The sequence below is a fragment of the Leptospira broomii serovar Hurstbridge str. 5399 genome (genome assembly GCF_000243715.2).
GTDB lineage: Bacteria > Spirochaetota > Leptospiria > Leptospirales > Leptospiraceae > Leptospira_B > Leptospira_B broomii.
The window spans coordinates 219,081-243,662 of the sequence record NZ_AHMO02000004.1; the positions used below are offsets into that span (position 1 = coordinate 219,081).

The following is a 24,582-nucleotide window of genomic DNA, read 5'->3' on the forward strand; positions in this document are numbered from 1 at the left end:
GAAACTGAAAATGGGATTCTTTAAGAATATCACCCTTTTTCAAAATGATCGATTCGGAATCAATGTGATTCTCGATATACTGATCGTCAGTTTTTTAATATACCAATTTTATGCCACGATTCGTAGGACCAGAGGAGTCCAGCTTTTACTCGGAATAGGATTGATTTGGTTGCTTGGAATTTTTGCCCAGTACGCCGAATTCGAACTTTTAGATTGGATCATCGATAATATACGACCTGCTCTCGTCTTCGCGATCATCGTTCTTTTACAGCCGGAGCTCCGGAAAATTACGGGTGATATGGCGAGGCTGAAATTCTTTCGACCCTTCCTCCTTAAAACCGTAACCGATTTGGATGAAATCGTGGAAGCAGCCAAGATCATGGCAAAGAATAAGACAGGCTCCATCATTGCCATCGTTAGAGAGCATAGCCTCAAGGAGATCGCCGAGCAAGCCGTTCAATTGGATGCGATACTTTCTTCTAGTCTGTTACTCACGATCTTTAAAAAAAATACGGCTCTTCATGACGGAGCCGTGATCATCGAACAGAACCGGATCGCATGTGCGGGTGCCTTTTTGCCCATGGCTCAAAATTTGGACGATGCCAGGATGGGGGCTCGACATAGGGCCGCTCTCGGAATCGCCGAAGAATCGGATGCGGTAGTCGTAGTCACCTCGGAGGAGACGGGAGAAATTTCAGTTTGTTACGACGGGGAAATGATTCATCCGGTTAAGCCGATCGAGTTAAAGAATTTATTAAATACCATCCTTCACGAAAAAAAACCGAATTCCGATAAGAAAGTAGAAGGGGACGAAAGGGAGGATTTAAATGCTTAAAACCCTCCTCAATAATTGGCAGGCAAAACTCGGCTCAATCATACTCGCGATCGTATTTTATATCAATCTTCAGAACTCGAAAATTCTCGTTCGGGAAGTGAATATCAAAATCGATTACCCCAAATTATCCGGCGGGATGGTGATCGCTAAAGGTTCGGACGTTACGTTCCCGGTGAAAGTGGAAGGAGTTCGGGATTACGTGAATTTTTATTCTCCTTCGCTCAAAGCTTATATATCCGCAGCAGACCTCCACCCGGGGGAAAATATCGTCAACGTGGTCCGAATCGGAGGAGTCCCTGCAGGTCTTAGAGTGACTCGCTTAAAGGATAAAGTTAAGATAATCGTCGATTCCAATATCAGTCGCACGTTGACTTTGGACGTGAAGTTTACCGGAGATCCCCCTAAAGATTATGTAAAGTCTTCCCACTTTATATCTCCGGCAAATTTGGTAGTGATCGGAAACCACGCACAGTTGGAGAAGTTCGGACGAATCACTCTTCCTGCGATTTCCCTAAAGGATAAAACCGAATCGTTTACGGTAAAACAAAAACTTCCGGAACTCCCGTCCGGACTAAGATACCGGGAAAATATTAAAGAAATTTCGGTTCGGGTCAGCATTATCGCGAATTCTTCAACACCGGGAGAGAGCATTGTATTAGGCGTGCCGGTAAAATGTCAGTCCTTGGATAAGAATTTGGAAGCCGAATTTTCCGAGCAGGAAATCTCGGTAAAGTTGCAATCCAAGACCCCTCTCAGAAGTATTCAAATTATCAAGGGCCTTTCCGCGACGGTGGCATGTACACATAAGTACGATCCGAAAACTAAAAAGCTATTACCGGATAATAAACCCGTTCTCGCTAAAGTTCGCTTAACGAAAGCGCCTGCCCTGAAATCGGTCGATATACAAAGTTTCTTTCCGGATCGGATTTCCATCTTATATAGAATTCGCCCCGATCTGGATAGCGAAACCGGAGACGAAGGTACGGAGGGGGAGACGGAACCGAATTCCGAAGAACCGCTACCAACACCCGAGGAAGAATGAAAATTTCCATCGGGAATGATATCGTAGAAAACGATCGGATTCGAGACCTCCTGGAAAAACACGGCGAGCGGTTTTTAAAGCGGGTCTTTTCGGAAACCGAGATTCAATACTGCACGGGCAGAAAAGACCCTGTTCCCCATTTAAGCGGTAGATTTTGTGTCAAAGAAGCCTTTATCAAAGCGATCGAAGCCGGTGAGAAGGTGGCTTTGGATATGAGGGAAATCGAGCTTTTCGGGAAAGAATTCGGAAAAAAAGAATTGGTACTTCACGGAAAATCGAAAGAATTGTTCATCGAGAAAGGTTATAGCGGCGTCTCTGTTTCGATCAGTCACGCGGAAAATTATTCCACCGCCGTAGTAGTTCTTTATAAGGAGTGAACTCATGGTCTCCGAATCGTTTAAGGAAACTCTCAAATTATATAACGACGGCCTCCAGCTTTATAAGAACCGGAAGTTTACGGAAGCGTTGGGATTGTTTAAAAAGGCCTTGGAAATTACTCCCGGAGACGGACCTTCCAAAAAATATATAGGCCGTTGCGAAGCATTTATCGCAGAACCGCCCCCCCAGGATTGGGACGGCGTATTTGAAATGAAGACGAAATAACAAAGGTATCAATGTCCAAAAAAGCTTCTACCGTAACCAAACCCACACGAACCGTCACCGAACACGGAACCATCTCGACGGTTTTAGGACGAGAAACGTCTTTTTCGGGTATCTTGAACTTCCGTAGGCCCTTGGAAATTTCGGGAGAATTCCATGGAGAAATAGAATCGGAAGGATTTCTTTTGGTAAGCGAAGGCGCCAAAGTTAAGGCAAATATTAAGGCTGGGACGGTCGTGGTTGGAGGCGAAATCACCGGAAATGTGATCGCGACGCAACGATTGGAAATGCTACCCACCGGAAAAGTAAACGGGAATATCAAAACGGCAAAACTACAGATTGCGGACGGCGTCGTGTTCGAAGGCAACTGTGAAATGATACTTCCCAATAAAGATTGACCCATAGGTCAATTCTGCGAAATTGGTATCTGCTAGCCCGAAACGACCTATGGACGGCGCAAAAGCGGGAAAAATCGCCATTGCAATCGTCCTCGGTTACTTAGCGGGAGCCGTAGTCGGCGTTCTTTTGGATCGTCTTTTAGGCGTTCATTTCCTCTCTGTCTACCTCCTTCAGGAAGCGGTTCGGCTAGAACTTTACGTAATCAAAGTCGAAGTTCAAGTTACCCCTGCAAGTCTCTTGGGACTTGTGGCGACATTGTTCTTCGTACTAAAAAAGGGGTAAACGACTCATGTCAGTAATTTCCATGAAAAACCTTCTGGAAACCGGAGTTCACTTCGGCCACCAGACTCGCAAATGGAATCCAAAAATGGCTCCCTATGTCTTCACAGCAAGAAACGGGATTCATATCATCGATCTTCAAAAGACCGTACAGAAAGCTAAAGAAGCTTACGACGCTCTCAAACGTCTGACGAGCGAGGGAAAGAAAGTCCTTTTTGTCGGAACTAAGAAGCAAGCTCGCGGAGCAATCGAAAGAGAAGCGATCCGCTCCAATATGTATTTCATTAATAATCGTTGGCCGGGCGGTCTCTTAACGAATTGGAATACGGTTAAAAAATCCATCGCAAGATTAAAAAAATTGGAAGCGATGGAAACCGAAAATACTTTCGAAAAGGAAGTAAAAACCAAAAAGGAAATCCTCTCTCTTCGTCGTGAATCCGAAAAACTTCGGAAAACATTGGGCGGCATAAAAGATATGGTTTCGATTCCGGACATACTGTTTGTGATCGATCCTAAGAAAGAGGAAATTGCAGTTAAAGAAGCTCGTAAACTCGGACTTAAAATCTTTGCGGTCGTCGATACAAATTGCGACCCTGAATTGATCGATTATCCGATTCCGGGAAATGACGATGCGATTCGTGCCATCTCTCTCTTCCTTGAGACGATGTCCAACGCAGTCATCGAAGGAACCGGCGGTGTCGTAGAACAACCTCGCTTTAGCGAAGATCTGGATTCCGAAGCTCTTGCTCTGGAATACCAAGGCGAGTATGATGAAAGCGGTAAGTTCATTATGGACGAAGACGCTGATCGTCTGAAAAAAGCCGAAGATGCGGCAGCAGCCGCAGCAGCAGCTACCGCCGGTACTACGGAAACGACCGAGCCTACAATTGCGGCAACGATCGAAATCGACAAGAACGAGTAGGAGGGGAAGGCGTTGTCAGCATCTACCACAGACCTGATTAAGGAACTTCGTGACCGGACCGGCGCGGGGCTCATGGATTGCAAGAAAGCTCTTGTAGAAAACAATAATAACGTCGATAAATCCGCGGATTGGCTCCGTGAAAAGGGAATTGCGAAGGCTGCAAAAAAGGCCGGCCGCGTAACAAAAGAAGGTCGGACCGTTTCCTATATTCACGGAGACGGTAAAATCGGCGTTCTTCTGGAACTCAATTCCGAGACGGATTTCGTTTCCCGTAACGAAGGCTTCGAGGCTTTGGGAAAGGAACTTTGTCTTCAGATTGCGGCAATGGCTCCCATATACGTCAGCGAAGATCAAGTTCCCGCAGAGGATATCGAGCGTGAAAAAAAAGTGATCGAAGCGCAGCTAAAGGAAGAGGGCAAAAAGCCGGAACAAATCGAAAAGATCGTTCCTGGAAAAATTAAGAAATATTTTTCCGAAGTTTGCCTACTCAACCAAGCATTTATCAAAGACAATGCTAAGACGGTCGACGATCTGGTTAAGGAGTCCATCGCGAAGTTTGGCGAAAATATCACCGTAGCTCGCTTTACCCGTTACCAGGTAGGCGGCCTGTAAACTTTGGCACAGGAAACCGCAAAGTACAAGCGTATCTTAATCAAACTCTCCGGCGAAGCCCTTGCCGGAGAGGGCGAGTTCGGAATCGATAGTAAAAAGACTCATTCCTTGGCGGAAGAATTGAAGGAAGTTCATGCTCTCGGGGTGGAGATTTCCATCGTAGTCGGAGGCGGGAACCTAATTCGAGGAGCCAATTTGGTAAAAGTCGGGATCGACCGAGCCACTGCCGATTACATGGGAATGCTAGCGACCATTCAAAACGCGTTAGCTTTGCAGGATGCTTGCGAAAAAAAAGGACTCTATACTAGGGTTCAATCCGCTATAGATATTCATTCCGTTGCCGAGAGCTATATTCGGAGGCGTGCCGTTCGCCACCTAGAAAAAAAACGAATCGTTATTTTTGCCGGTGGAATCGGTAACCCCTATTTCACCACGGATACCGCGGCTAGCTTAAGAGCGGTCGAAGTCGGTTGTGAATTGATCCTCAAGGCGACCAAAGTGGACGGAGTTTACGAAGCCGATCCTAAGAAGGATCCGACCGCAAAACGCTACAGCCAGGTTTCGTTTATGGAATCGATCAAAAGACGGTTACAGGTCATGGATTCTACCGCGCTTAGCTTGTGTATGGAAAACAATATGCCCATTATCGTATTTGACATTTTTAAGCGGGGCAATTTAAAAGATCTGGTCGTCGGGAAGGAAATCGGTACTTTGATTTCTAACTCGGAGGATATACAGATCGATGGCGAATGACGAACTTCTAAACACAATGAAGTCCAAAATGGACAAGACGGTGGAACTCCTTCGTAAGGATTTTGCCGGGATTCGGACGGGAAGAGCCAACCCCGCTCTTATCGAAGATATTAAAGTAGAATACTACGGCGCCCTGACTCCGATCAATCAACTCGGTAATATCTCCGTTCCCGAGCCCAGATTGCTCGTGATTTCTCCGTACGATAAGGGAATCATTAAGGATATAGAAAAGGGCATTCAAGCTTCTGGTCTCGGACTCCAACCTACGAACGACGGCTCCGTTATTCGTATAGTTATTCCCGAACTAACCGGGGAAAGACGAAAAGAACTGGCAAAAGTCGTCAAATCGAAATCCGAAGAGAAGAAGGTTGCGGTTCGCAATATTCGTAGGGACACTCTAGAAGATTTGAAAAGACATTCCGAGGGAATATCTCAGGATGAATTAAAGTCTGTTCAAGATCAGGTGCAAAAGATTACCGATTCTTACATCGATAAAATCTCCGCAGTCACGGCCGACAAGGAGAAGGAAATCACCACAATCTAAGTGATTTCTTCTAGTTCTAAACTTCCCCGCCATGTGGCGGTCATAATGGATGGAAATGGCAGATGGGCCGCGGCCAAAGGTTTGCCTCGATCTCAAGGTCATCGTGCCGGAGCGGATGCGATCGACCGGTTGATGGACGCTAGTCTTGCGATCGGTTTGGAAAACGTTTCTCTATATGCGTTTTCTACCGAAAACTGGAAACGTCCGATTACCGAAATTAAATCGATTTTCGATCTGCTTGTGGAATTCATCGAATCTCGCTTGGATACCATTGCCGAAAGGGGAATTCGAATTATGCATTCGGGTTCCCGTAAACGTTTATCCGCTAAGGTCTTAACGAAGATCGATCATGCCATAGAAGTAACGAGAAAAAATCGTAATTTAACCGTAAACTTTTGCCTGAATTACGGCTCGCAAGAGGAGCTGCTCACTGCAGTCGGGAATTTGATCGAGGAGAGGCGTAAGAATAAAGTCTCATCCGGAAAGGCGGTCACCACTAAAGAACTTGAAAAATATTTGTATACGTACCCTCTTCCTCCCGTAGATTTACTGATCAGAACTGCCGGAGAACAGAGGCTATCCAATTTTCTCCTATGGCAATCCGCATACGCGGAGCTTTTTTTCAGTGAAACGCTCTGGCCCGAGTTCGACAGAAAAAATCTTGAACTCGCATTGGAATGGTTCGCAGGAAGAACTCGAAAATTTGGAGGTTTAGAAAATGGGTGAAACGCCGAAACGGATCCTATCCGCCGCAGTACTTGTAGTCCTTTATCTTTTCATGATTTTCTATCGTGATTTTTATTATCTTCAAACGTTAATTCTTCTTGGAGTCGGCGGAGTGATAGGGCTGACCGAGTTCTATAGGCTTTCCGATCGCCAGCAGGACGGACGACCTTTTAAGGGAACCGGAATTTTTTTCTTCCTTGTGATTTTGTTGCTGTACTACTTTAGATTCGTCGCGGCCCAAAATAAGTTCGAGGCTCCGATGGTCTTTCAAAGGAACTTTAAATTCTTCGTGCCCCCGTTCGATGCAGTTATACTTGCATTTATCTTATTGTTCATCACGAGTTTCGTGCTGCAAATTTTGAGGAGACCTTTGGACGGAGCCATTTTTTCCGTTAGCTCCACCGTCTTAGGAGTTTTCTATGCGGCGGTTCCGTTGGGACATTTGCTCTTACTTCTAGGAATGAATGACGGAATTTATTATATCTTTCTTGTTTCGGTTGCCACGTTCTTAACGGACGTAGGCGGATATTTTGGCGGTCGATGGTTCGGGCGAAATCCGGCGGGATTAGCGATTTCTCCTAAAAAAACCTGGGAGGGTTACGTCTCGGGAATCATTATCGCGGCGCTCTCCGTATTTTTACTGAATTTCATTTGGGAAAAAAATACGGGCGTAGCTACTCCTGTGGGGGGAGCCGAAGTATTGCTGATTTCCTTGATTCTTTCCATTGTAGGCGTAATCGGAGACCTTTTGGAATCTGCAATGAAGAGGGATGCCAAAGTAAAGGACTCCGGCAATCTAATCCCGGGACACGGCGGAATTTTGGATCGAGCTGATGCTCTTCTTCTAACGGTTCCTATGCTCTATTTTTATCTTCAGATCAAAGGGGCCTTGGGCTTTCCAGTCTAATCCCTATATGACCAGGAACGTCTGCATCCTCGGAGCGTCCGGTTCCGTAGGCGAATCCACGCTCAAGGTACTGAGAACTTTTCCGGAAGAATTCAGGCTCCGATCCTTCAGCGTTCATTCAAACTTAGACAAGGCCAAATCGATCGCGGAAGAATTTTGCCCGGATATTCTTTGCGTGACTGCCGAGTCAGCGGACAAACTCGTTTTAGGAAAGAAAATCGGCAATACTGAAATCCTATACGGAATGTCCTCTCTTTCTCAATTAGTACAGGATCCCCAAATCGAAACGGTAATTACGGCAGTCGTGGGAGCCAGCGGAGTTCGACCCACAATCGAAGCGATTCGAGCCGGGAAAAAAATCGGTATAGCCAATAAAGAAACGTTGGTCACCTGCGGGCCTTATATCAACGAACTATTAAAGAATTCTAAAGCGTATTTGGTACCGGTCGACTCGGAACATAATGCATTATTTCAACTTTTGGAAAACGTAAAAAAGGATTCTCTGGAGCGGATCGTTCTAACCGCTTCAGGCGGTCCGTTTCGAAAGTTAGCGATTGGAGAATTGGAGAAAGTTACGATTCAGCAGGCTTTGCAGCATCCGACCTGGAATATGGGACCGAAAATTACGGTGGATTCCGCCGGAATGATCAACAAGGGTTTGGAAGTAATTGAAGCTCATTATCTATTCGGTTTTCCTTATGAAAAAATCGGAGTGGTTATTCATCCTCAAAGCGTTGCACACGGAATTGTGGAGATGAAGGACGGCGCTAGTTTCGTTTATTCTTCTTACCCGGATATGATTTTTCCCGTCGCCCATTCCCTCTTCTATCCGGCAATTGTTCCGAAAGTATTACGCTCCCACCCGAGCACGTCTTGGGGAAATTTGGAATTTTTAGAAGTTGATCCGGCTCGGTATCCAGGCTTGTCTTTGGCTTACGAAGCCGGTCGGGCCGGCGGTACCGCACCTTCGATCTTCAATGCGGCGAATGAAGTCGCTGTGGATCTTTTTTTGAAAGGCGAGATTCGATTCACGGAAATCCCGAATCAAATCCATTCCGCCTTGAATACGATCGCAATTTCATTTCCTTCCGATTTGGAGGGTTACGAAGAGGCGGATCGTAAAACTAGAGAATTTGTTCTTAATTCCCGTAAAGGAAAGGTTACGCAATCATGTTAACGCTTATCTTCGGCGCCGTGTTTATGCTCGCGCTTTGTATTTTCATTCACGAACTCGGGCATTTAGTCATGGGTTGGCTCGTCGGAGTCAAGGCCAGAGTTTTTTCCATCGGTTACGGCAAGGGAATCTGGAAAAAGCAGATCGGGGAAACTACTTTTCAAATCACGGGGATTCCAATCGGTGGATATGTTCTCTTTAAAGGAGACGAGTACGGTAGTAATGTCAAAGGAGAAAAGGGTGAGTTCCTTTCTACTCCTCCTTTAAAGAGGATGATACCCGTCATAGGCGGACCTTTATTCAACTTAATTCTAGGCTTCATCATCGTATTAGTGCTTTATCTTTACGGGCATAATCCGTCCGGAAATCGAATCTATCTGGAGCCGGCTTATAACGAATACTCGCCCGGGTATCACGCCGGCTTAAGAAGCGGCGATAAAATTTTGGCTGTAAATGGAATTCAGACCGAAACCAAGTATGAACTCATTTCTGAATTAGGACTTTCTAAAGGACATGAAGTCGCTCTTCGCGTGGAGCGAGATGGCGGGAAGCCGTTCGAAATTACGGTCCCGGACGCGTATTTAGGGATCGAGTTTGCGGGCGAGCGGTGGGTGGAAGCCGAGTTCGATCTGTCCGATCGCCTTTATCATTGGCTCTCGTCGAAGCTGGATAAGAATAAGGAAGCGGAACTCTATCAAAAAGAAAGGATGGAGCGTATAGCAGTCGGAAGGGATCTTCCTCCCGAGCAATTAGCTTTGCAGGAATCGAAAGAACGTCAAAAAATTCTCCAAGCAAGGGCACTGGATTATTTAAACGACGGTGATCGTATTTTATCCGTCAACGGGATGGAAGTTCATACGGTTCCGCAACTGCAGGAAACCCTAGGTAAGTTTCAGAAAGAGAAAGTCAAACTCGTAATCGATCGGAAAAAATATCCTCTTTTGAATCCCTGGTCTCGGGAGAAAGTAGAGGTAGAGATGCCGGTTCTTCCCGCATACGTCGTCGAGTTTAAAAATTTAAAGGATAAAAAATATCCAGAACTCTCTCCGTCGTCTCGAAATCTGCTGAGCTACGACCCCGAAGTGAAATTGAAACTTTTGAACCTTAAATTAAACGGGAAATCTTTCGCAAGCTTCGAGGATTTTCTGGACGAAGTTCGGGGTAGAGTCGGGCAGCGGGCCCAATTGCAAATGGGCGGGGATTCCTGGGAAGCAACTCTCGGATTAAGAAATATCGGTCTGCTCGGGTTCCGGGCCACGATGTACGTTAACGAAGAAAGAATGGATCGCAAGCTTTCGCTTTTGGAAGCGTTCACTCAATCCGGAAAGGATATCGTAAAAATGATTTCCGATAATCTTCGAGGATTGGGAATGCTATTTTCTGGATTGATCAAAGTGAAGGATAGTCTTTCGGGTCCGGTAGGGCTCTTCAAGGCCTCGCAATATTTTATGGGGAACGGGATCCTGGATTATTGGGAATTCGTCGCTAAGATTTCGATCGCTTTAATGATTATGAATTTACTTCCGATTCCTGTGGCCGACGGTGGACATATCGTTTTCTTTGCATACGAAGCGGTAGCTGGTAGGCCTTTACCCCAAAGAGTCATGGAAGGAATCTTGAGAATCGGATTTTTCTTCCTATTGGGATTGGGATTCTATGTCAGCTATTACGATTTTTTCCGTTAGGCTGGCATGAGAGCATCAAAATATATTTTACCGACTGAAAAAGAAAATCCCGCAGATGCGGTCGTTGCGTCACATCGATTGATGATCCGCGCCGGACTTGTACGAAAATCAGGTTCGGGATTTTACTTCTTTTTACCTCTAGGATTAAGAGTTATAAAAAAAATAGAATCCGTCGTTCGACAAGAGATGGACGCAACCGGGGCCCTGGAGTTTGAACTTCCCATATTAACTCCCTCAGAGTTTTGGGAGCAATCCGGTCGTTGGTCAGTAATGGGACCGGAAATGTTCCGAGTAAAAGATCGTCATGATCAGTGGTATGCGCTCGGTCCCACGCACGAGGAATCCTTTTCTTATCTCGTAAAACCGCTTTTGAAATCCTACAAGGATTTACCGTTAAATGTTTACCAAATTCATACCAAGTTTCGGGACGAAATCAGGCCTAGGTTCGGCGTAATCCGTTCCCGAGAGTTCATTATGAAAGATGCATATTCTTTTCATATAGACGACGCGTCTTTAGATGAGACATACCAGGATATGAGAACCGCATACAGAAGAATTTTCCAGCGATGCGGATTAAAGACCATACCCGTTCAAGCGGATTCCGGAGCGATGGGAGGTTCCGCCTCCGAAGAGTTTATGGTCGTTTCTCCGATAGGAGAAGAAACGCTACTGCTTTGCGGAAACTGCGGATACAATTCCAATAGCGAAAAAACTCCGTTTATTTCCGCCGATGCTGACTGTCCAAGCGGTCCGAAAGAGAAGAAGGAAGTTTCGACTCCCGGTAAAAAAAGTATCCAAGAAGTCGCGGATCTTCTTTCCGTTCGGCCGAAAGATACTTTGAAAGCGGTGGCTTTAAAAAACGGGAAAGAATCCGTGCTGGTCTTTTTACGCGGGGATTTGGAATTAAACGAACATAAGCTAAAGGCCCATCTTAAATGGCCCGAATTGGATTTAATACCCGAAGCCGAATTGCAATCCGCCGGACTCTTTCCGGGTTACATCGGACCTTCCGATGCCAAATCGTCCTTCAGAGTAATTTTGGATTCTTCCATTCGTAACGACCAAGCCTATATCGTAGGCGCCGGAAAGGAAGACGCGCATATTCAAGGCTATGTCCCGGCAAAGGAAATGAAGTCGGAATTCGAAACTGCCGATATCGCTTTGACTCGGGAGGGAGATCCCTGTCCCGATTGCGGAAAGCCGCTAAAAGCGGAGAAGGGAATCGAAGTAGGACATATTTTTAAACTAGGCGATAAATACACCAAGTCGTTCCAGATTCAAGTATTGGACCAGCGGGGAAAAGCTAGATCTCTTACTATGGGTTGTTATGGAATCGGAGTGAATCGTACGATGGCGACTGTCATCGAGCAGTGTAACGACGAAAAAGGCATTTATTGGCCAATCAGTATCGCTCCTTTCGAAGTTTCTCTAGTGACTCTGGGAAAAGGTTCCGAGCAGGAAGCGAAGGCTAAGGAATTTTACGACGCTCTTTCAAGCGAGGGCATCGAAGTTTTTTGGGACGACCGAGACCTCGGCCCGGGATTCAAGTTTAAAGATTCCGAATTGATCGGCTTTCCGATCCGAGTTACCGTCGGTAAGAAGTTCTTCGAAGCCGGAGAAATTTCCATCTATAATAGGAAGAAAGATAAAGAAGAAGTTTTTACGTTCAAGAGTTTTGATGATCTCGTAAATCGAGTGGAACGGTTACGCCAGGAATTATACCAAGAGTTGGCGGAGGATTGATCCTCCGTAAGGAGCCGCTATATGGCTAAAGAACGCAGCTTCACGGAAAAAGAAGGATACTTCGGGGAATTCGGGGGAAGATACGCCCCCGAAATTCTCACCGAGGCATTGATCGAACTGGAATCGACTTATAATCGACTTCGCAAAAGTAAGAAATTTAAGAAAGATCTGGAATACTATCAAAGAAATTATATCGGAAGACCTTCTCCTTTAACGTTTGCGGAGAAATTGACCCAAGCTTGGGGTGGCGCTAGGATTTGGCTCAAACGCGAAGATTTGAATCATACCGGCGCGCACAAAATCAATAACACCGTCGGCCAGGCTTTAATCGCGAAAGCAATGGGAAAGAGGCGGGTGATCGCAGAAACCGGCGCTGGGCAACACGGAGTCGCTACTGCGACAGTGGGCGCCTTATTCGGATTTGAAACCGTCGTGTATATGGGAGAGGAAGATCTCCGTCGCCAGAAGTTGAACGAAATTCGCATGCAGATGTTAGGGGCGAGGGTCGTGGGTGTCTCTTCAGGAACTGCGACACTTAAAGACGCCACTTCGGAAGCGATGAGAGATTGGGCGCTCAACGTTGCCGATACTCATTATATAGTAGGTTCGGTGATCGGGCCTCATCCGTTCCCGACGATCGTTAGGGATTTTCAGTCGGTAATCGGACGGGAATCAAAAAAACAATTTCGCAAAACGAATGATAAATTGCCGGACGCGGTGGTTGCCTGCGTCGGAGGCGGTTCCAACGCGATGGGAATCTTTTACGATTTCTTACATGAGAGAAAAGTAAAGTTATACGGGGTCGAGGCTGGAGGAAGAGGGAGTTCTCCTGGGGAACATTCCGCTACGATGCTTTTCGGAAAGACCGGTTTTTTACACGGAACCAAGACTTTAGTGATTCAAGACTCGAATGGGCAGGTCGTTCCTGCACATTCCGTTTCCGCGGGTTTAGACTACCCGGGGGTCGGGCCTGAACATGCTTACTTGCATAGCTCGGGCAGAGTCAAATACGAAACTGTTTCCGACGAAGGAGCCCTGGATTCATTTTTAGAAGTATGCCGTGTGGAAGGAATTATTCCCGCTCTCGAAACCGCACATGCGTTCCACTTCGCAAAGAGCTTAGCGAAGGATTTAGGTAAGAAGAAGGATATACTGATTTGTCTCTCGGGCAGGGGCGATAAGGACGTCGCCGAAGTTGCTCGCTTAACGGGAATCATTAAAGGAGAAGTTCTTTGAGTGCAATTCGAAGCGTCTTTTCAGAAACCGCTAGCACATTCATACCTTATATTTCTCTGGGCGATCCGGATTATGATTCTTGCGTGGATTGGGCCGACGCTCTGATTCGAGGAGGGGCCGGAATATTAGAATTGGGAATTCCTTTTTCCGATCCGGTGGCGGACGGACCCATCATCCAGAAAGCTTTCAAGAGAGCATTAGCTCACCCTTTTTCGATGGATCAAATTTTGGATACTACTGCGAGAATTTACGCAAAGCATCCTCATATTCCTCTCGTTTACCTGACTTATTTTAATCCGATTTATAGTTATGGTTTCGAACGTTTCGCAGAAAAGGCCAAGGTTTCCGGAATTCAAGGAATGATTATCCCGGACCTTCCGTTCGACACTTCGGAAACCGATGCACTTTTCAAATCGCTCAAAAAAAGAGGAATCGATCTTATTCATTTGGTTACGCCAGCGACCCCGGCTTCCCGAATGAAAGGGATTCGCGAATTCGCGTCAGGTTTCGTGTATTACGTTACGTCCTACGGAGTAACGGGGGAAAGAAAAGCCGTTTCGGAAGGTTTGGAGGATCGAATTCGATTTACCAAGACTCTTTTCGAACTTCCCGTTTGCGCCGGATTTGGAATTTCGTCGCCGGAGCAGGCTAAAGAAATTTCGGCATATTCGGACGGAATTATCATCGGCTCGGCTGTGCAAAGGATCATCGAAGAGAACGGAACAAATTCGGAAGTTTGCAAAGAAAAATTGTACAATTACGCTTGCTCTATTTCGAATGCGCTTCGCGGTCACGGGGTCTCGGAAACCTAAATCGAAGTCGAATCGGCGTATTGAATTTAGTTCTTCGTAGGGAAAAGCCAAAAATAAATCTTTTCCCGAATGGCCGCTTTTCTTGATTACGATTGCAACCTCTTAGAGACGAGATTGTTGATATTTTCTTTCCCAAGAACCGGAAGAAAATTGACGAATCCGGATCAACGGTCAAAATCCTTCCAGTTTCCACTCGGAGGAAAGAATGAGCGAGTCTAAAACCCCCTTAAAACTATCGGTACTGGACATAGTGTTCGGAACACTGACTGTGATAGGGATTATTGCCCATCTTTATTACGCGTTCTTATCCAATTCTCCAATTGCTTTCAAAGCGCTGCTGGTCGGGGCAGTCTTATTGCTTTCTTCCGCCTATTTCTTTTACAAACTATTAGAAAAGCTTGTGACCAATAAGCAGGCGATCGGTAGTTTATGGTTAGCCATCATAGTTTCATTCTTTGTCTTCGATTTGTATGTGGTGTTTACCCCATTTTCGGATTTGGAAGAATCCTCAGTTTCGTGGAGATTTAATCTTGTTAAAGGCGGAATTACCAAAAGTGAAAAAGAATCGGACGAAGGCACGATAGAATACATCAAATACAACCCACCTGCCGGAGCTCGAAGAGACATCCAAATTATAGGAATTACCACCAATACTTTGGAAAGACTCGAAGGAGTTTGGCCCCTTCCTTGGAAGAACTATGCAAGCATAATCGATAAATTTAAGAACACTTCGAACCTACTAATGTTCGATATTTTCTTCGTGGATTATAAGCCCGGGCAAATGGATGAAATGTCCAAAGCATTGGACGGAAATCCAAGGGTAATGTTCGACTACCCGATGGAAACCAGTTTGGAATCCAAGGAAGCGATTCTTAATTTGGAAAAACGGATCGAGGTTTTAAGAAAATATAAACTCGAGAACGTTCAAGATCCCGACGATATCGGGCAGCCTTGGCTTAAATTTCCGCAACCTCCCATCGAACAGATCGGTTCCAGATCGGCCGGTTTAGGCTTTGCGAATATTAAGAAAGATGAAAGCGGCTTGAATCGCAGAATGCCTTTGGTCGCCAAATTGGTAAACTCCGGACCTTTTAAGGAAACGGAATATTTCCCTTCAATAGATTTGATTATCGCCTGCAACTATTACGGCGTGGACGTGCGTAAAGATACCGACGTTGTCATGGGTAAATACGTTAAGATCAAAAATATTCCGAATCGAACGGTGACGAATTTCGATTTTAAAACCATGAAGCGGGAAACCAAGGATATCATGGCGAAGCCTAACGATACCCGCGAAGTCATTATTCCAATAGACGAATACGGACAAATGCAAATTAACTTTGCGGGCGGATTGTATTCTTTCCGAAATACCGAACTCTTCGAAGTCGTTCAGATGTGGGACGAGAACGCGGCGGCCCAGGTGGAAAATAATATTTTCCTGGTCGCGATGTATTATGCTACCGGGCGGGGGGCAGCAAAGGATACGCACTTATCGCCGTTCGGGGATATGTCGGGAATCGAACACCACGCGCACGCAATCAACACAATCTTAAATCAGGATTTCCTTCACGAAGTTCCGGAGTGGGGAAATTTTCTGATCTATTTGAGTATGGCTTTTCTGGTAGGTTTAGTACTTCCTCGTTTGAAAACTTCTTGGGGATTTCTATTTATCATAGTTCTGGCTTTTCTATATAGTGTTGTGACGCTATTGGATTTTTCCGAATTCAATTTGGTGCATATCTTTCCATCTGTGATCGTTGAACAACTCTTCATTTTCGTAGGAATCATCGGATACAAGATTTTAACGGAAGAAGAGAACGTAAAATATATCAGAAGCACATTCTCGAAATTCGTATCAAAGGATGTCGTGGACGAACTTCTCAAAAATCCGGAGAATTTGAATCTGGGAGGGTCGAAAAGAGATATCACAATCTTCTTCTCGGATATCCGCGGATTCACGACAATGTCCGAAAAAATGGGACCTGAGGAGCTTGTTCAATTTTTGAACCAGTATCTTTCCGAAATGACGGAGATCATAATCGAATTTAAGGGAACGATTGATAAATACATGGGGGATGCGATCATGGCTTTCTGGGGGGCTCCGGTTCCTTTAGAAGACCACGCCTATTACGCTTGCGCGGCGGCCCTCGCTCAAATGCGAAGGTTAGCCGTCTTGAAAGAGGAGTGGAAAAGCCGGGATCTTCCCGTGATGGATATCGGTATTGGATTGAATTCCGGACCCGCCGTAGTTGGAAATATGGGGAGTTCTCACCGCATGGATTACACCTGTATGGGGGATACGATCAACCTGGGCTCGCGCTTGGAGGGATCGAATAAGGAATATGCCACCAATATCATTATTTCAGAATATACATATGAAAAGGTCAAGGACCGTATAATTGCCAGAGAATTGGATTTGGTCAAGGTGAAGGGAAAAACGAAGCCTGTACGAATCTATGAACTGATCGATTTAGTAAACGAAGAAGATCTCAAAATATTACGGAGACCTCTTCACGCTGCGGAGCAGTCCTAATGACCGCTAGACGACGGAATTCATGCAACAGCAACAACCGAATCTCGACGGCATCCGTATTCCTGCGGACCTCAGAAAACTTCCATTGGAGGAGTTGCCCCGGCTCTGTGCCGAGGTTCGAAACTATATTATAGATACCCTTTCGGGAATCGGCGGTCATTTTGCCAGCAATCTCGGAGTAGTCGAGCTTACCGTAGCATTGCATTACGTTTTTGATACGCCGAACGATCGTTTGATTTGGGATGTCGGTCACCAAACTTATCCGCATAAAATTCTAACAGGTAGGAAAGATAAACTTTCTACCGTTCGAAAGTTTAAAGGCTTATCCGGTTTTCCGAAACGGGAGGAATCCGTATACGATTTGTATAATACGGGTCATGCCGGCACGTCGATTTCTCAGGCATTAGGTGAAGCGGTTGCAAGAGATCTAACCGGCAAAGGTTATAACGTTGTAGCGATTATCGGAGATGCTTCGATTGCTACGGGTATGGCTCTGGAAGCCTTAAATCATGCTGGCCATCTAAAGAGGGACCTCCTTGTCATTTTGAACGACAATTATATGTCGATTTCTAAGAATGTCGGATCCATTTCGAGTTATTTAAATAATATTATAAGTTCTCATTTTTATTTGAACTGGAAAAGAATATTTTATACTTTTTTAAAGTGGTTTCCGATTGTCGGACCGGCAATGGAAAGTTTTTTCAAAAAGGTCGAAAAGGGTTTCAAGGACGTTTTTACGCCCGGTGGTTTATTCGAAGACTTAGGTTTCGGATATATAGGCCCCGAAGACGGTCACGATGTGATTCGACTCGTTACTATGCTTCGTAAACTTAAAGCGATGAAAGGGCCTATATTATTTCACGTTATCACACAAAAAGGGAAAGGATATAGCCCGGCAGAGAAGGATCCGATTAAATATCATGGAGTGACTCCATTTCGAAAAGAAGATGGAGCTATGGATTTGGGAGATGATTCCAAAATTTCTTATTCCAAGATTGTGGGAAAAGTATTAACTCAATTAACGGAAAAAAATCCGAAGATAGCCGCGATTACTCCTGCGATGATCGAAGGATCGGGACTCGGAGAATATGTAGCCAAATTCCCGAATCACGTTTTCGATGTCGGAATTGCCGAGCAACATTCGGTTGCGTTTGCCGGAGCCATGACAAACGGGGATGTCATTCCTTATATGTGCATTTACTCTACCTTCTTAACGAGGGCCATGGATCAGTTAGTTGAAGACGTTTCGCTCATGAATTTGCCGGTGCGTTTCGTGATTGATCGTGCAGGCTGCGTAGGACCGGACGGAGAAACCCATCAAGGGCTATTCGATTTGAATTATCTTTTATCTTTGCCGAATATGGATGTTTTTGTCCCTTCTTCCGGACAAGATTTAGTGGATTCGCTTCGCTTCATGGAGACGTACGATAAATCTCCGATTTCAATCCGATTCCCGAAAGCTTCGGTGGATATTTCCGGTTTGGATTTTACTTCGAACTTCGAGCTAAATCCGGGCTCGTTCAGAGTATTATCTCGGGGATCGGACATAGCAATCCTCTCGATCGGCTCCATGCTAGACGAGGCTAAAAAGGCTGCAGCATTTTTAGAGCACGAAGGTCTTTCCGTTACGCTCATCGATTTGGCATGGTTACGACCGCTCGGAAAAGAAGCGTTGGACGAGGAACTTTCGAAAGTCCGATACTTTACCATTTTGGATGAAAGTTATATCGATGGCGGAGCATCCGGCTATCTTCTTAACAGAATTTCACCGGAATATCTTTCCCGATTCTTGAAAACATTCGGCTTTCCACCGGAACCGATCCATCATGGAGAAAGAAAAGAAATCTTTGCCGAATATGGTCTAGATGGGACCGGTATTGCTAGAGCTTTGTTAGGCTTAGTAAAGAAGGAAGTCATACACGGAAAACACAATTAAGCTCCTGGCTAGAGTGGCCGAAAATAAAAGAAAAACGGGTAGATAATTGGAAAGTCTGACACCTGAAGATAAACTTGAAGCCTCAAAATTCTTTTATAAAATCGGAGATCTGGATCGTTCCGAATTTCTACTAAAAACATTCTTAGAACAAACGGAAGATCATGAAGCATATTTTTTCTTGGGATTGATCGAAAACCAGAGGTCGAACTGGCAAAAAGGCCTCTATTATTTTTATCGTTCGGTGGAAACGAATTCGGAATACGGTAATCCGTGTAATGAGATAGGTATTCTGCTCCTTCGATTAGGAAGAGAAAGGGAGTCGGTTTATTGGCTGAAAAAATCCCTACGTTGTCGATTAAACGACGCCCCTCACATTTCACTTTTCAACTTGGCGACATTGTATAAAATTTGGAATCGTCCGGAACGTTCCCTTCAATACCTCCATAAGGCGATCGTGATCAAGCCCGATTTCGAAGAGGCAAAACGTTTGCGAGAAGAGTTGAACTCGGCGTTCTGATCCCGTTAAAATTTCGACGAATAACTAATTCTGCGAGTAACGCTTATTTTCACAGGATTAGTTTAAGAAATTCTTGTGTATTTTTGCCTGTGATCCATCCTAATCCTGAAGTAATTATCGGGTCTTAAAATTGTAAACGATCCGACAAGTGCTGCCGGATCTAAAAACAGATGATAAGAAGAGAATGGAAAATTTATCGATTCGGCCAGCATTTCCGACGGATGCTTAATAAGCCGCCGTTAATCTATAGTTCGGGCCTTGCCGCATGTGCAGCATGGGATTTCGTATACAAACAGGGTAAAATTCATCCGGAACAATTTTTAACTAAAGCTTTTCATGGTGTTCGAAATACGATCAGTCATAAGAATCATTTTGTAGTTTCCGTCGGAGAGGAAATCGTAGGTACTATAGTCGTTTATTTCCAACCTAAATTTCTTCTCCTAACTGCAGGTACTGCATTGAATATTTTTCGGGAGTACAAATTGGATGAAGTCAAGGTAGCTCTTCGAGGGCTGACCATTGAAGGAATGATCCGACCCCCTAAAGCCGAAAGACTTTACCTTGGACATATTGCCGTTGCCGATAAATGGAGAAAGAAGGGAAATGCAGCTTCCTCAATACGACACGCTGTTAAACGAAATTAGACGTTCTCGAAAGCTGCTTTGGACGTTTCGATCGCTAATTAGGTCGCTCAGGCTCTCTATTCTAAATTAGGTTTCAAAATCGTCGAATCGCGAAAATTTGCCGGTCCATTTGGAGTGGTTCCGGATCATTTTTATACGGAATCCGAGAACAGTCTTTTTTACTAGTTTATAAAAATTCCGGAGGAGGAGTTTTTCGTTGGGGAGGGATTCCCCGCCCTTCCTGGGCGGGGGCCGGATCGGTGGTTTCGTAGCGTCGGCTTATCATAGGCTCCGGCTCTTATCAAGGCTTTTTCAAAAAAAGTCTTTGCAGGAGCTCCAACACCGATTTCGACGAGTTCAACTTGCCACTATCGATTTTTTCTTAAATATAACTGCAAACTAGGATTTCCTTCTAATAAGATAAGATTTTCATGCAAATTTTCTAATTCCTTCGAACCGAATGATAAATTGGAACGACGAGAGCAAATTTTGAGTTTATCTTTGATTCGCTTCAGATATCCAATCTTGAATGAAATTTAGTTCGGTGAGAATTGTAATATGGAATTAGCTCCGGAGATGGCTGAGTACGTGCAAAAGATTTTGTCCTTGGGGCTAAAAGGATTTAGCGAAGGAACTCCTCATCAGAGAAGGGAAGGATATTCTGCGATTCGTTCCCTTTTAGGAGAAGGGCCGGAGATGGTCGATATTTTCGATACGTCGATTTCAACTTCGAATGGAAACCTAGTCGTAAGAAATTATATTCCGAAAAAAGAAATCCATTCCCGCATTCTTTATTTCCACGGAGGCGGCTGGGTTGTTGGAAATTTGAATGATTTCGATCCTTTTGCAAGGACTTTAGCTAATGGAACTTCAAGTTCAGTTTCTCTTGTCGATTATCGACTAGCTCCTGAGTTTCCATTCCCTGCGGCAATCGATGATGCAACTCTCGCATTGGAATGGATTGCCACTCGGAAAGATTGGGAAAAATATTCCTTGGTAGTGGCGGGCGACAGCGCGGGCGGAAATCTTGCTTCAGTAATAGTGAGAGAAGCTAGAGATAAAAAGTGGCCGAAGATCGATCTGCAAGTTTTAATTTATCCGGTAACTGATGCAAATTTCGAAACTGCCTCCTACAAAACCTTTGAACAAGGACCCGGACTTACTCGAAGGGATATGGAATGGTTTTGGAATCAGTATATTCCCGACAAGAGTAAAAGAAACGACCCTCGGGCATCGCCTCTACAAGCCGAAAATTTACGGGACCTTCCGCCGACGATTATCTTTACGGCCGGTTTGGATCCGTTAAGAGACGATGGAGAATTATATGCGGATCGATTGGCCTCTGAAGGCGTGCCGACTTATTTTAAACGTTTCGACGGTTATACTCACGGCTTCTTTACTAAAGTAAATATCTTGTCCGCGCCGGAGGAAGGAATTCGAGAAATTTCAAATGTAATTGAAGGAATTATTCAGGGTGAGGCAAATGAACGCCTTTCATTAAGTCGGAAAATCCATCATAAAACGGGTGAAAAATTTTGAAGCGAGCTCAATTAATCGATTTTGGAAAACCTCTTGTTTTGAATACAGCATCGGATCCAGATCCGAAAGATAGCGAAGTCTTGCTCGAAGTTCTTGCTTGCGGAGTTTGCCATTCCGATCTGCATATTCGGGAAGGTTATTACGAATTGGGATCGGGTAAAAAAATGTGGGTGAAAGATCGAGGGGTTTCGCTTCCTTTAACGCCCGGTCATGAGGTCGTCGGAAGAATACTGAAAATAGGATCGAAAGTCGTAGGCGTTTCCGTTGGTGAACGTTTTTTAGTTTATCCGTGGATAGGGTGTAACGCCTGTTCGGAATGTCAGGCAGATTTACCGCATCTTTGCGCGTCGCCAAAATCCTTAGGAGTCTATCAGGATGGGGGATACTCGGATCGCATTTTAGTTCCCGACCAAAAATGGTTGATTCCGATCGGAAACTTGAAACCGGAAGTTGCATGCTCCTATGCTTGCGCTGGATTAACGGCATTCAGCGCTTTAAAGAAAGCATTGCCTTTATCGGAAAAGGAAACGTTAGTCATTATTGGCGCCGGAGGCTTAGGATTCTTTGCCGCACAAATTGTTAGATGTCTAACGAATGCCAATATTATTTTCTTGGATGTAGATTCGGATCGATTGAAAAAGATTGGGGAGTTTGATTCGTCGTTTCAAACGATGAATTCGAGTGTGGGTGAGGCCGAGATTCGTAAGTGTACTGGAACATCCGGTGCGAAGTCCGTCGTTGATTTTGTAAATAACTCCGAGACCGCCGCCTTGGCATTTTCGTTATTAAGTAAAAATGGAAAACAAATTTGTGTAGGGTTATTTGGCGGCGAAGTCATTTTACAAACCCCGATCATCGCCCTCAAAAATCTGAAAATACAAGGCAGTTATACCGGGTCCCCAATAGAACTTATGGAATTGTTGAACTTAGTATCTAGTAACCGATTACTTCCGGTTCCCATTCATTTAGCCTCATTAAACGATGCGAATTCGATCTTAGATTCTATGGCAGGAGGAAAAGGGTTAGGAAGAACCGTTTTGATTCCAACGAGTTAATATAACATCATATTCTAAAGTCGATCCAAAACTTACGACTGCAATTTTGCGATCGGAAATTTAAACAATAAATCGGCTTTAATTTTCGTTTCGAAATTCGTGAGGAAGTTGAACTTCCGGACCCTCGCTGGTTTCCTTTAATTCTCTTTTTTCCGTCGCGGTCCGAAGTAGAAGGCCTGTTTCCGTCTCTTCGATATATTCTGAAAGTTCGGTCGATACGTTTCTCGCGATCCTAAATTTTAGGAGCCTATCCCCCTTTTTTTTCGCGATCAAAATTCCGTTTCGATCCGCTGATAATTCCAGTTCGGAAAGTCTTAACTCGTCTCCACCGTCAGTTAGAAAAGTTAGACTGCCGGCAATCTCCGATACTCGTATCAAATTTATCGGATATCCTTCAAGGTGAACGTAACCGTTTTCGGAAAGGTCGCCGTATTGATTATCGATATAAACGCCGTCGGGCGCTTCTTTGAGGTTTTTGCGAAAATATGCGAGGACGTCCGTTTGCTCTATTTTCGTCCCTCGAAATATCCAATCGCCATTGGAAAGAACTTTGATTTCGCTATCGAGACGTCTTGCCATCGTCGTCCGGTTCCTTATAACGAAATGCAATGCCTTCTAAAACGCGGGCCTCTTGAGGTAGCTCCGCGAAGTTTGCGGAATATCCATTTGCGGTCCCACTTTGAAAAATAGTCGGAGGCATCGAAACTATCCCTTTTGCCGCCAGAAACATTCCGTCCATCCCACGATCGAACAATTCTTTCTTTATTTGATCGTAATAGTATTTGTCGGTCTTACCGTCTCCGAAATTACGAATGAGAATTCTTCCATAAACCTCGTATTCTCGCCGTCTGGGAGCTTCTTTGAGTATTTCGATATCTTTCCACGACTGTTTATGGGTCCGTATTAAATCTTCTCGATAGACAATATCTGGAATGAATTCAACGGATTGACAGGAATACAGAAAAAAGAGTACAAACGGGAACCGACTAACCCCGAAAAATAAAAACCTTTTGAACCGGTCTAAGGGTGGTTTCCCGAGGTTGCCCATCTTTTCCATTCAGGAAATCGTTTTCCGGGAGGACAAGCCGTTTTTGCGGGGTCAAAAACTAGGCTTTTCAGAATCGTTTTTTTAGTATACTATGCCTGGATAGCCGGTAAGTTATCGCGGAATTCTGAAGCATCCGTATCCTGGTTCCTCACGGCGTATCCTGCAACGCCATTTATATGGAAGATATAGAACTTAAAAAACGAGCGAGGGAAAATGTCCTTAAAATAGGCTACTGTAACCTAGACGAGCTCGAGGAGAAAGTTAAAGCATTCCGGGTAATGAACCAGAACGCCGCTAAAAAAAGATATCTTATCACTAGGGAACCTATTGCTGATACTACGGGAAAAATTCTTGTACCGAAAGCGGCAGAGATAGATATTTCAACTGCAAAATTACTCCGTCGGCATTTTAAGGGTTCCGTAGAATTTAAGACGTTTCAACCCGATGAGGGAATCGTTATCATCTCCGACATGACTTCGGCCGAGGGAGTATCCTTCACCATGGATATCGTTACTCAGATTATGAATCTAGGAGGCGGGGCCTATGAAGGATTCATAGATAGAGTGGATAGTTTCGGCGATTTTATCAACTTATTGAAAAAATCATTATTTCCGCGTTTGATTATCATCGGATACATTCCAACCGAGAAAATACAAGGGGAACTATTAAATTTTGTCCGAGTGAAGCGAGTGGACAATTATTTGCGTGCAATGGAATTAACTCATACTGCCTTTAAGCCCACTCCATATTTTCCGAAAGTACGCCAAATCGAAATTTCCCCGGAAGATCCTAAATCTTGGGGACGTTTTGTCGTTGAAATAGTTCGAGAATACACTCGCCCTTACTTACTCGAAGACGTTTAATTCGCAATAAGCACCCGTCTCAATTTAGAATATTCCTGAACACGGTTAGTTTGTCTGTTGGAGTTCCTACGCACGAGTTGAATGACGGAGCCCCACCCTGAACTTGGGTGGAGGAGGCGGGTTGGTGGGAGAAGCGTCCTTCCCCTATATCATTTTATCGAGATTCTGTCAAACGACATACAAATATTTTATCTGTATG

26 protein-coding genes are annotated in these 24,582 nt (G+C 44.7%); 24 read left to right on the forward strand and 2 right to left on the reverse strand.

The window, feature by feature from the left end:
* Window positions 1–10: 10 nt before the first annotated feature.
* From cdaA to LEP1GSC050_RS01255, 23 genes are all read left to right on the forward strand, one after another.
* Entirely contained in the window at window positions 11–835 is an 825-nt protein-coding gene (cdaA, locus tag LEP1GSC050_RS01145; protein ID WP_010569236.1) for a diadenylate cyclase CdaA, read from the forward strand.
* The gene (locus tag LEP1GSC050_RS01150; RefSeq protein ID WP_010569237.1) at window positions 828–1,877 is read left to right on the forward strand and encodes a CdaR family protein; all 1,050 of its coding nucleotides are present in this window, start codon (window positions 828–830) and stop codon (window positions 1,875–1,877) included. The genes cdaA and LEP1GSC050_RS01150 overlap by 8 nt, the downstream gene beginning before the upstream one ends.
* Window positions 1,874–2,254: a holo-ACP synthase gene (gene acpS / locus LEP1GSC050_RS01155; protein ID WP_010569238.1), complete on the forward strand. Its 381-nt coding sequence runs from the start codon at window positions 1,874–1,876 to the stop codon at window positions 2,252–2,254. Before LEP1GSC050_RS01150 ends, acpS begins: the two co-directional genes overlap by 4 nt.
* Before the next feature lie 4 nt (window positions 2,255–2,258).
* Complete coding sequence (locus LEP1GSC050_RS01160; protein WP_010569239.1) at window positions 2,259–2,480, forward strand: tetratricopeptide repeat protein; 222 nt, start codon at window positions 2,259–2,261, stop codon at window positions 2,478–2,480.
* A gap of 11 nt (window positions 2,481–2,491) precedes the next feature.
* On the forward strand, window positions 2,492–2,875 hold the full coding sequence (locus LEP1GSC050_RS01165; protein WP_010569240.1) for a bactofilin family protein: 384 nt from the start codon (window positions 2,492–2,494) through the stop codon (window positions 2,873–2,875).
* A gap of 22 nt (window positions 2,876–2,897) precedes the next feature.
* Window positions 2,898–3,158 carry a hypothetical protein gene (locus LEP1GSC050_RS01170; RefSeq protein WP_198012825.1) on the forward strand — a complete coding sequence of 87 codons (261 nt, stop codon included), beginning with the start codon at window positions 2,898–2,900 and terminating at the stop codon, window positions 3,156–3,158.
* Window positions 3,159–3,165: 7 nt separating this feature from the next.
* Complete coding sequence (gene rpsB, locus LEP1GSC050_RS01175; protein ID WP_010569242.1) at window positions 3,166–4,077, forward strand: 30S ribosomal protein S2; 912 nt, start codon at window positions 3,166–3,168, stop codon at window positions 4,075–4,077.
* A 12-nt stretch (window positions 4,078–4,089) separates the two neighbouring features.
* Window positions 4,090–4,689, forward strand: coding sequence for a translation elongation factor Ts (tsf, locus tag LEP1GSC050_RS01180; protein WP_010569243.1), 600 nt, complete (start codon window positions 4,090–4,092; stop codon window positions 4,687–4,689).
* A 3-nt stretch (window positions 4,690–4,692) separates the two neighbouring features.
* A complete protein-coding gene (pyrH, locus tag LEP1GSC050_RS01185; RefSeq protein WP_020987014.1) occupies window positions 4,693–5,442 on the forward strand; it encodes a UMP kinase in 750 nt (249 codons plus the stop codon).
* Window positions 5,432–5,986, forward strand: a complete 555-nt coding sequence (gene frr / locus LEP1GSC050_RS01190; protein ID WP_010569244.1) for a ribosome recycling factor — start codon at window positions 5,432–5,434, stop codon at window positions 5,984–5,986. The genes pyrH and frr overlap by 11 nt, the downstream gene beginning before the upstream one ends.
* Entirely contained in the window at window positions 5,987–6,712 is a 726-nt protein-coding gene (locus LEP1GSC050_RS01195; RefSeq protein WP_010569245.1) for an isoprenyl transferase, read from the forward strand.
* Entirely contained in the window at window positions 6,705–7,619 is a 915-nt protein-coding gene (locus tag LEP1GSC050_RS01200) for a phosphatidate cytidylyltransferase (protein ID WP_010569246.1), read from the forward strand. The genes LEP1GSC050_RS01195 and LEP1GSC050_RS01200 overlap by 8 nt, the downstream gene beginning before the upstream one ends.
* Before the next feature lie 7 nt (window positions 7,620–7,626).
* Window positions 7,627–8,796: a 1-deoxy-D-xylulose-5-phosphate reductoisomerase gene (gene dxr, locus LEP1GSC050_RS01205; protein ID WP_010569247.1), complete on the forward strand. Its 1,170-nt coding sequence runs from the start codon at window positions 7,627–7,629 to the stop codon at window positions 8,794–8,796.
* Entirely contained in the window at window positions 8,790–10,478 is a 1,689-nt protein-coding gene (locus LEP1GSC050_RS01210) for a site-2 protease family protein (RefSeq protein ID WP_010569248.1), read from the forward strand. Before dxr ends, LEP1GSC050_RS01210 begins: the two co-directional genes overlap by 7 nt.
* 6 nt (window positions 10,479–10,484) lie before the next feature.
* Window positions 10,485–12,221: a proline--tRNA ligase gene (locus LEP1GSC050_RS01215; RefSeq protein ID WP_010569249.1), complete on the forward strand. Its 1,737-nt coding sequence runs from the start codon at window positions 10,485–10,487 to the stop codon at window positions 12,219–12,221.
* A 21-nt stretch (window positions 12,222–12,242) separates the two neighbouring features.
* Window positions 12,243–13,457 (forward strand): tryptophan synthase subunit beta, encoded by a 1,215-nt coding sequence (trpB, locus tag LEP1GSC050_RS01220; RefSeq protein ID WP_010569250.1) that lies wholly within the window; start codon window positions 12,243–12,245, stop codon window positions 13,455–13,457.
* Window positions 13,454–14,269 carry a tryptophan synthase subunit alpha gene (trpA, locus tag LEP1GSC050_RS01225; RefSeq protein WP_010569251.1) on the forward strand — a complete coding sequence of 272 codons (816 nt, stop codon included), beginning with the start codon at window positions 13,454–13,456 and terminating at the stop codon, window positions 14,267–14,269. Before trpB ends, trpA begins: the two co-directional genes overlap by 4 nt.
* Window positions 14,270–14,474: 205 nt before the next feature.
* Complete coding sequence (locus LEP1GSC050_RS01230; protein ID WP_010569252.1) at window positions 14,475–16,802, forward strand: adenylate/guanylate cyclase domain-containing protein; 2,328 nt, start codon at window positions 14,475–14,477, stop codon at window positions 16,800–16,802.
* A gap of 22 nt (window positions 16,803–16,824) precedes the next feature.
* Complete coding sequence (dxs, locus tag LEP1GSC050_RS01235) at window positions 16,825–18,738, forward strand: 1-deoxy-D-xylulose-5-phosphate synthase (RefSeq protein ID WP_010569253.1); 1,914 nt, start codon at window positions 16,825–16,827, stop codon at window positions 18,736–18,738.
* Window positions 18,739–18,784: 46 nt separating this feature from the next.
* Window positions 18,785–19,255 carry a tetratricopeptide repeat protein gene (locus tag LEP1GSC050_RS01240; RefSeq protein ID WP_010569254.1) on the forward strand — a complete coding sequence of 157 codons (471 nt, stop codon included), beginning with the start codon at window positions 18,785–18,787 and terminating at the stop codon, window positions 19,253–19,255.
* A 170-nt stretch (window positions 19,256–19,425) separates the two neighbouring features.
* Window positions 19,426–19,899, forward strand: coding sequence for a hypothetical protein (locus LEP1GSC050_RS01245; protein ID WP_010569255.1), 474 nt, complete (start codon window positions 19,426–19,428; stop codon window positions 19,897–19,899).
* 537 nt (window positions 19,900–20,436) lie between these two features.
* Window positions 20,437–21,417, forward strand: a complete 981-nt coding sequence (locus LEP1GSC050_RS01250) for an alpha/beta hydrolase (protein WP_010569256.1) — start codon at window positions 20,437–20,439, stop codon at window positions 21,415–21,417.
* The gene (locus LEP1GSC050_RS01255) at window positions 21,414–22,472 is read left to right on the forward strand and encodes an alcohol dehydrogenase (protein ID WP_010569257.1); all 1,059 of its coding nucleotides are present in this window, start codon (window positions 21,414–21,416) and stop codon (window positions 22,470–22,472) included. Before LEP1GSC050_RS01250 ends, LEP1GSC050_RS01255 begins: the two co-directional genes overlap by 4 nt.
* Before the next feature lie 78 nt (window positions 22,473–22,550).
* On the opposite strand, the gene LEP1GSC050_RS01260 is transcribed toward LEP1GSC050_RS01255, so the two are convergent.
* Window positions 22,551–23,051, reverse strand: a complete 501-nt coding sequence (locus LEP1GSC050_RS01260) for a hypothetical protein (protein WP_010569258.1) — start codon at window positions 23,049–23,051, stop codon at window positions 22,551–22,553.
* The gene (locus LEP1GSC050_RS01265; protein ID WP_010569259.1) at window positions 23,032–23,529 is read right to left on the reverse strand and encodes a hypothetical protein; all 498 of its coding nucleotides are present in this window, start codon (window positions 23,527–23,529) and stop codon (window positions 23,032–23,034) included. Before LEP1GSC050_RS01265 ends, LEP1GSC050_RS01260 begins: the two co-directional genes overlap by 20 nt.
* A 167-nt stretch (window positions 23,530–23,696) precedes the next feature.
* Here LEP1GSC050_RS01265 and LEP1GSC050_RS01270 point away from each other — a divergent pair, with 167 nt between their 5' ends.
* Complete coding sequence (locus tag LEP1GSC050_RS01270) at window positions 23,697–24,383, forward strand: hypothetical protein (RefSeq protein ID WP_010418117.1); 687 nt, start codon at window positions 23,697–23,699, stop codon at window positions 24,381–24,383.
* The last annotated feature ends 199 nt before the right edge of the window (window positions 24,384–24,582 follow it).

What these genes read in the sequence shown, in the direction of transcription:
- dxr (WP_010569247.1), top strand. Translation starts at nt 7,627, where the DNA reads ATGACCAGGAACGTCTGCATCCTCGGAGCGTCCGGTTCCGTAGGCGAA.
- cdaA (WP_010569236.1), top strand. Translation starts at nt 11, where the DNA reads ATGGGATTCTTTAAGAATATCACCCTTTTTCAAAATGATCGATTCGGA.
- LEP1GSC050_RS01230 (WP_010569252.1), top strand. Translation starts at nt 14,475, where the DNA reads ATGAGCGAGTCTAAAACCCCCTTAAAACTATCGGTACTGGACATAGTG.
- rpsB (WP_010569242.1), top strand. Translation starts at nt 3,166, where the DNA reads ATGTCAGTAATTTCCATGAAAAACCTTCTGGAAACCGGAGTTCACTTC.
- LEP1GSC050_RS01215 (WP_010569249.1), top strand. Translation starts at nt 10,485, where the DNA reads ATGAGAGCATCAAAATATATTTTACCGACTGAAAAAGAAAATCCCGCA.
- LEP1GSC050_RS01200 (WP_010569246.1), top strand. Translation starts at nt 6,705, where the DNA reads ATGGGTGAAACGCCGAAACGGATCCTATCCGCCGCAGTACTTGTAGTC.
- trpB (WP_010569250.1), top strand. Translation starts at nt 12,243, where the DNA reads ATGGCTAAAGAACGCAGCTTCACGGAAAAAGAAGGATACTTCGGGGAA.
- LEP1GSC050_RS01245 (WP_010569255.1), top strand. Translation starts at nt 19,426, where the DNA reads ATGATAAGAAGAGAATGGAAAATTTATCGATTCGGCCAGCATTTCCGA.
- LEP1GSC050_RS01150 (WP_010569237.1), top strand. Translation starts at nt 828, where the DNA reads ATGCTTAAAACCCTCCTCAATAATTGGCAGGCAAAACTCGGCTCAATC.
- LEP1GSC050_RS01270 (WP_010418117.1), top strand. Translation starts at nt 23,697, where the DNA reads ATGGAAGATATAGAACTTAAAAAACGAGCGAGGGAAAATGTCCTTAAA.
- LEP1GSC050_RS01160 (WP_010569239.1), top strand. Translation starts at nt 2,259, where the DNA reads ATGGTCTCCGAATCGTTTAAGGAAACTCTCAAATTATATAACGACGGC.
- LEP1GSC050_RS01250 (WP_010569256.1), top strand. Translation starts at nt 20,437, where the DNA reads ATGGAATTAGCTCCGGAGATGGCTGAGTACGTGCAAAAGATTTTGTCC.
- LEP1GSC050_RS01165 (WP_010569240.1), top strand. Translation starts at nt 2,492, where the DNA reads ATGTCCAAAAAAGCTTCTACCGTAACCAAACCCACACGAACCGTCACC.
- LEP1GSC050_RS01210 (WP_010569248.1), top strand. Translation starts at nt 8,790, where the DNA reads ATGTTAACGCTTATCTTCGGCGCCGTGTTTATGCTCGCGCTTTGTATT.
- dxs (WP_010569253.1), top strand. Translation starts at nt 16,825, where the DNA reads ATGCAACAGCAACAACCGAATCTCGACGGCATCCGTATTCCTGCGGAC.
- LEP1GSC050_RS01265 (WP_010569259.1), bottom strand. Translation starts at nt 23,529, where the DNA reads ATGGAAAAGATGGGCAACCTCGGGAAACCACCCTTAGACCGGTTCAAA.
- frr (WP_010569244.1), top strand. Translation starts at nt 5,432, where the DNA reads ATGGCGAATGACGAACTTCTAAACACAATGAAGTCCAAAATGGACAAG.
- LEP1GSC050_RS01260 (WP_010569258.1), bottom strand. Translation starts at nt 23,051, where the DNA reads ATGGCAAGACGTCTCGATAGCGAAATCAAAGTTCTTTCCAATGGCGAT.
- acpS (WP_010569238.1), top strand. Translation starts at nt 1,874, where the DNA reads ATGAAAATTTCCATCGGGAATGATATCGTAGAAAACGATCGGATTCGA.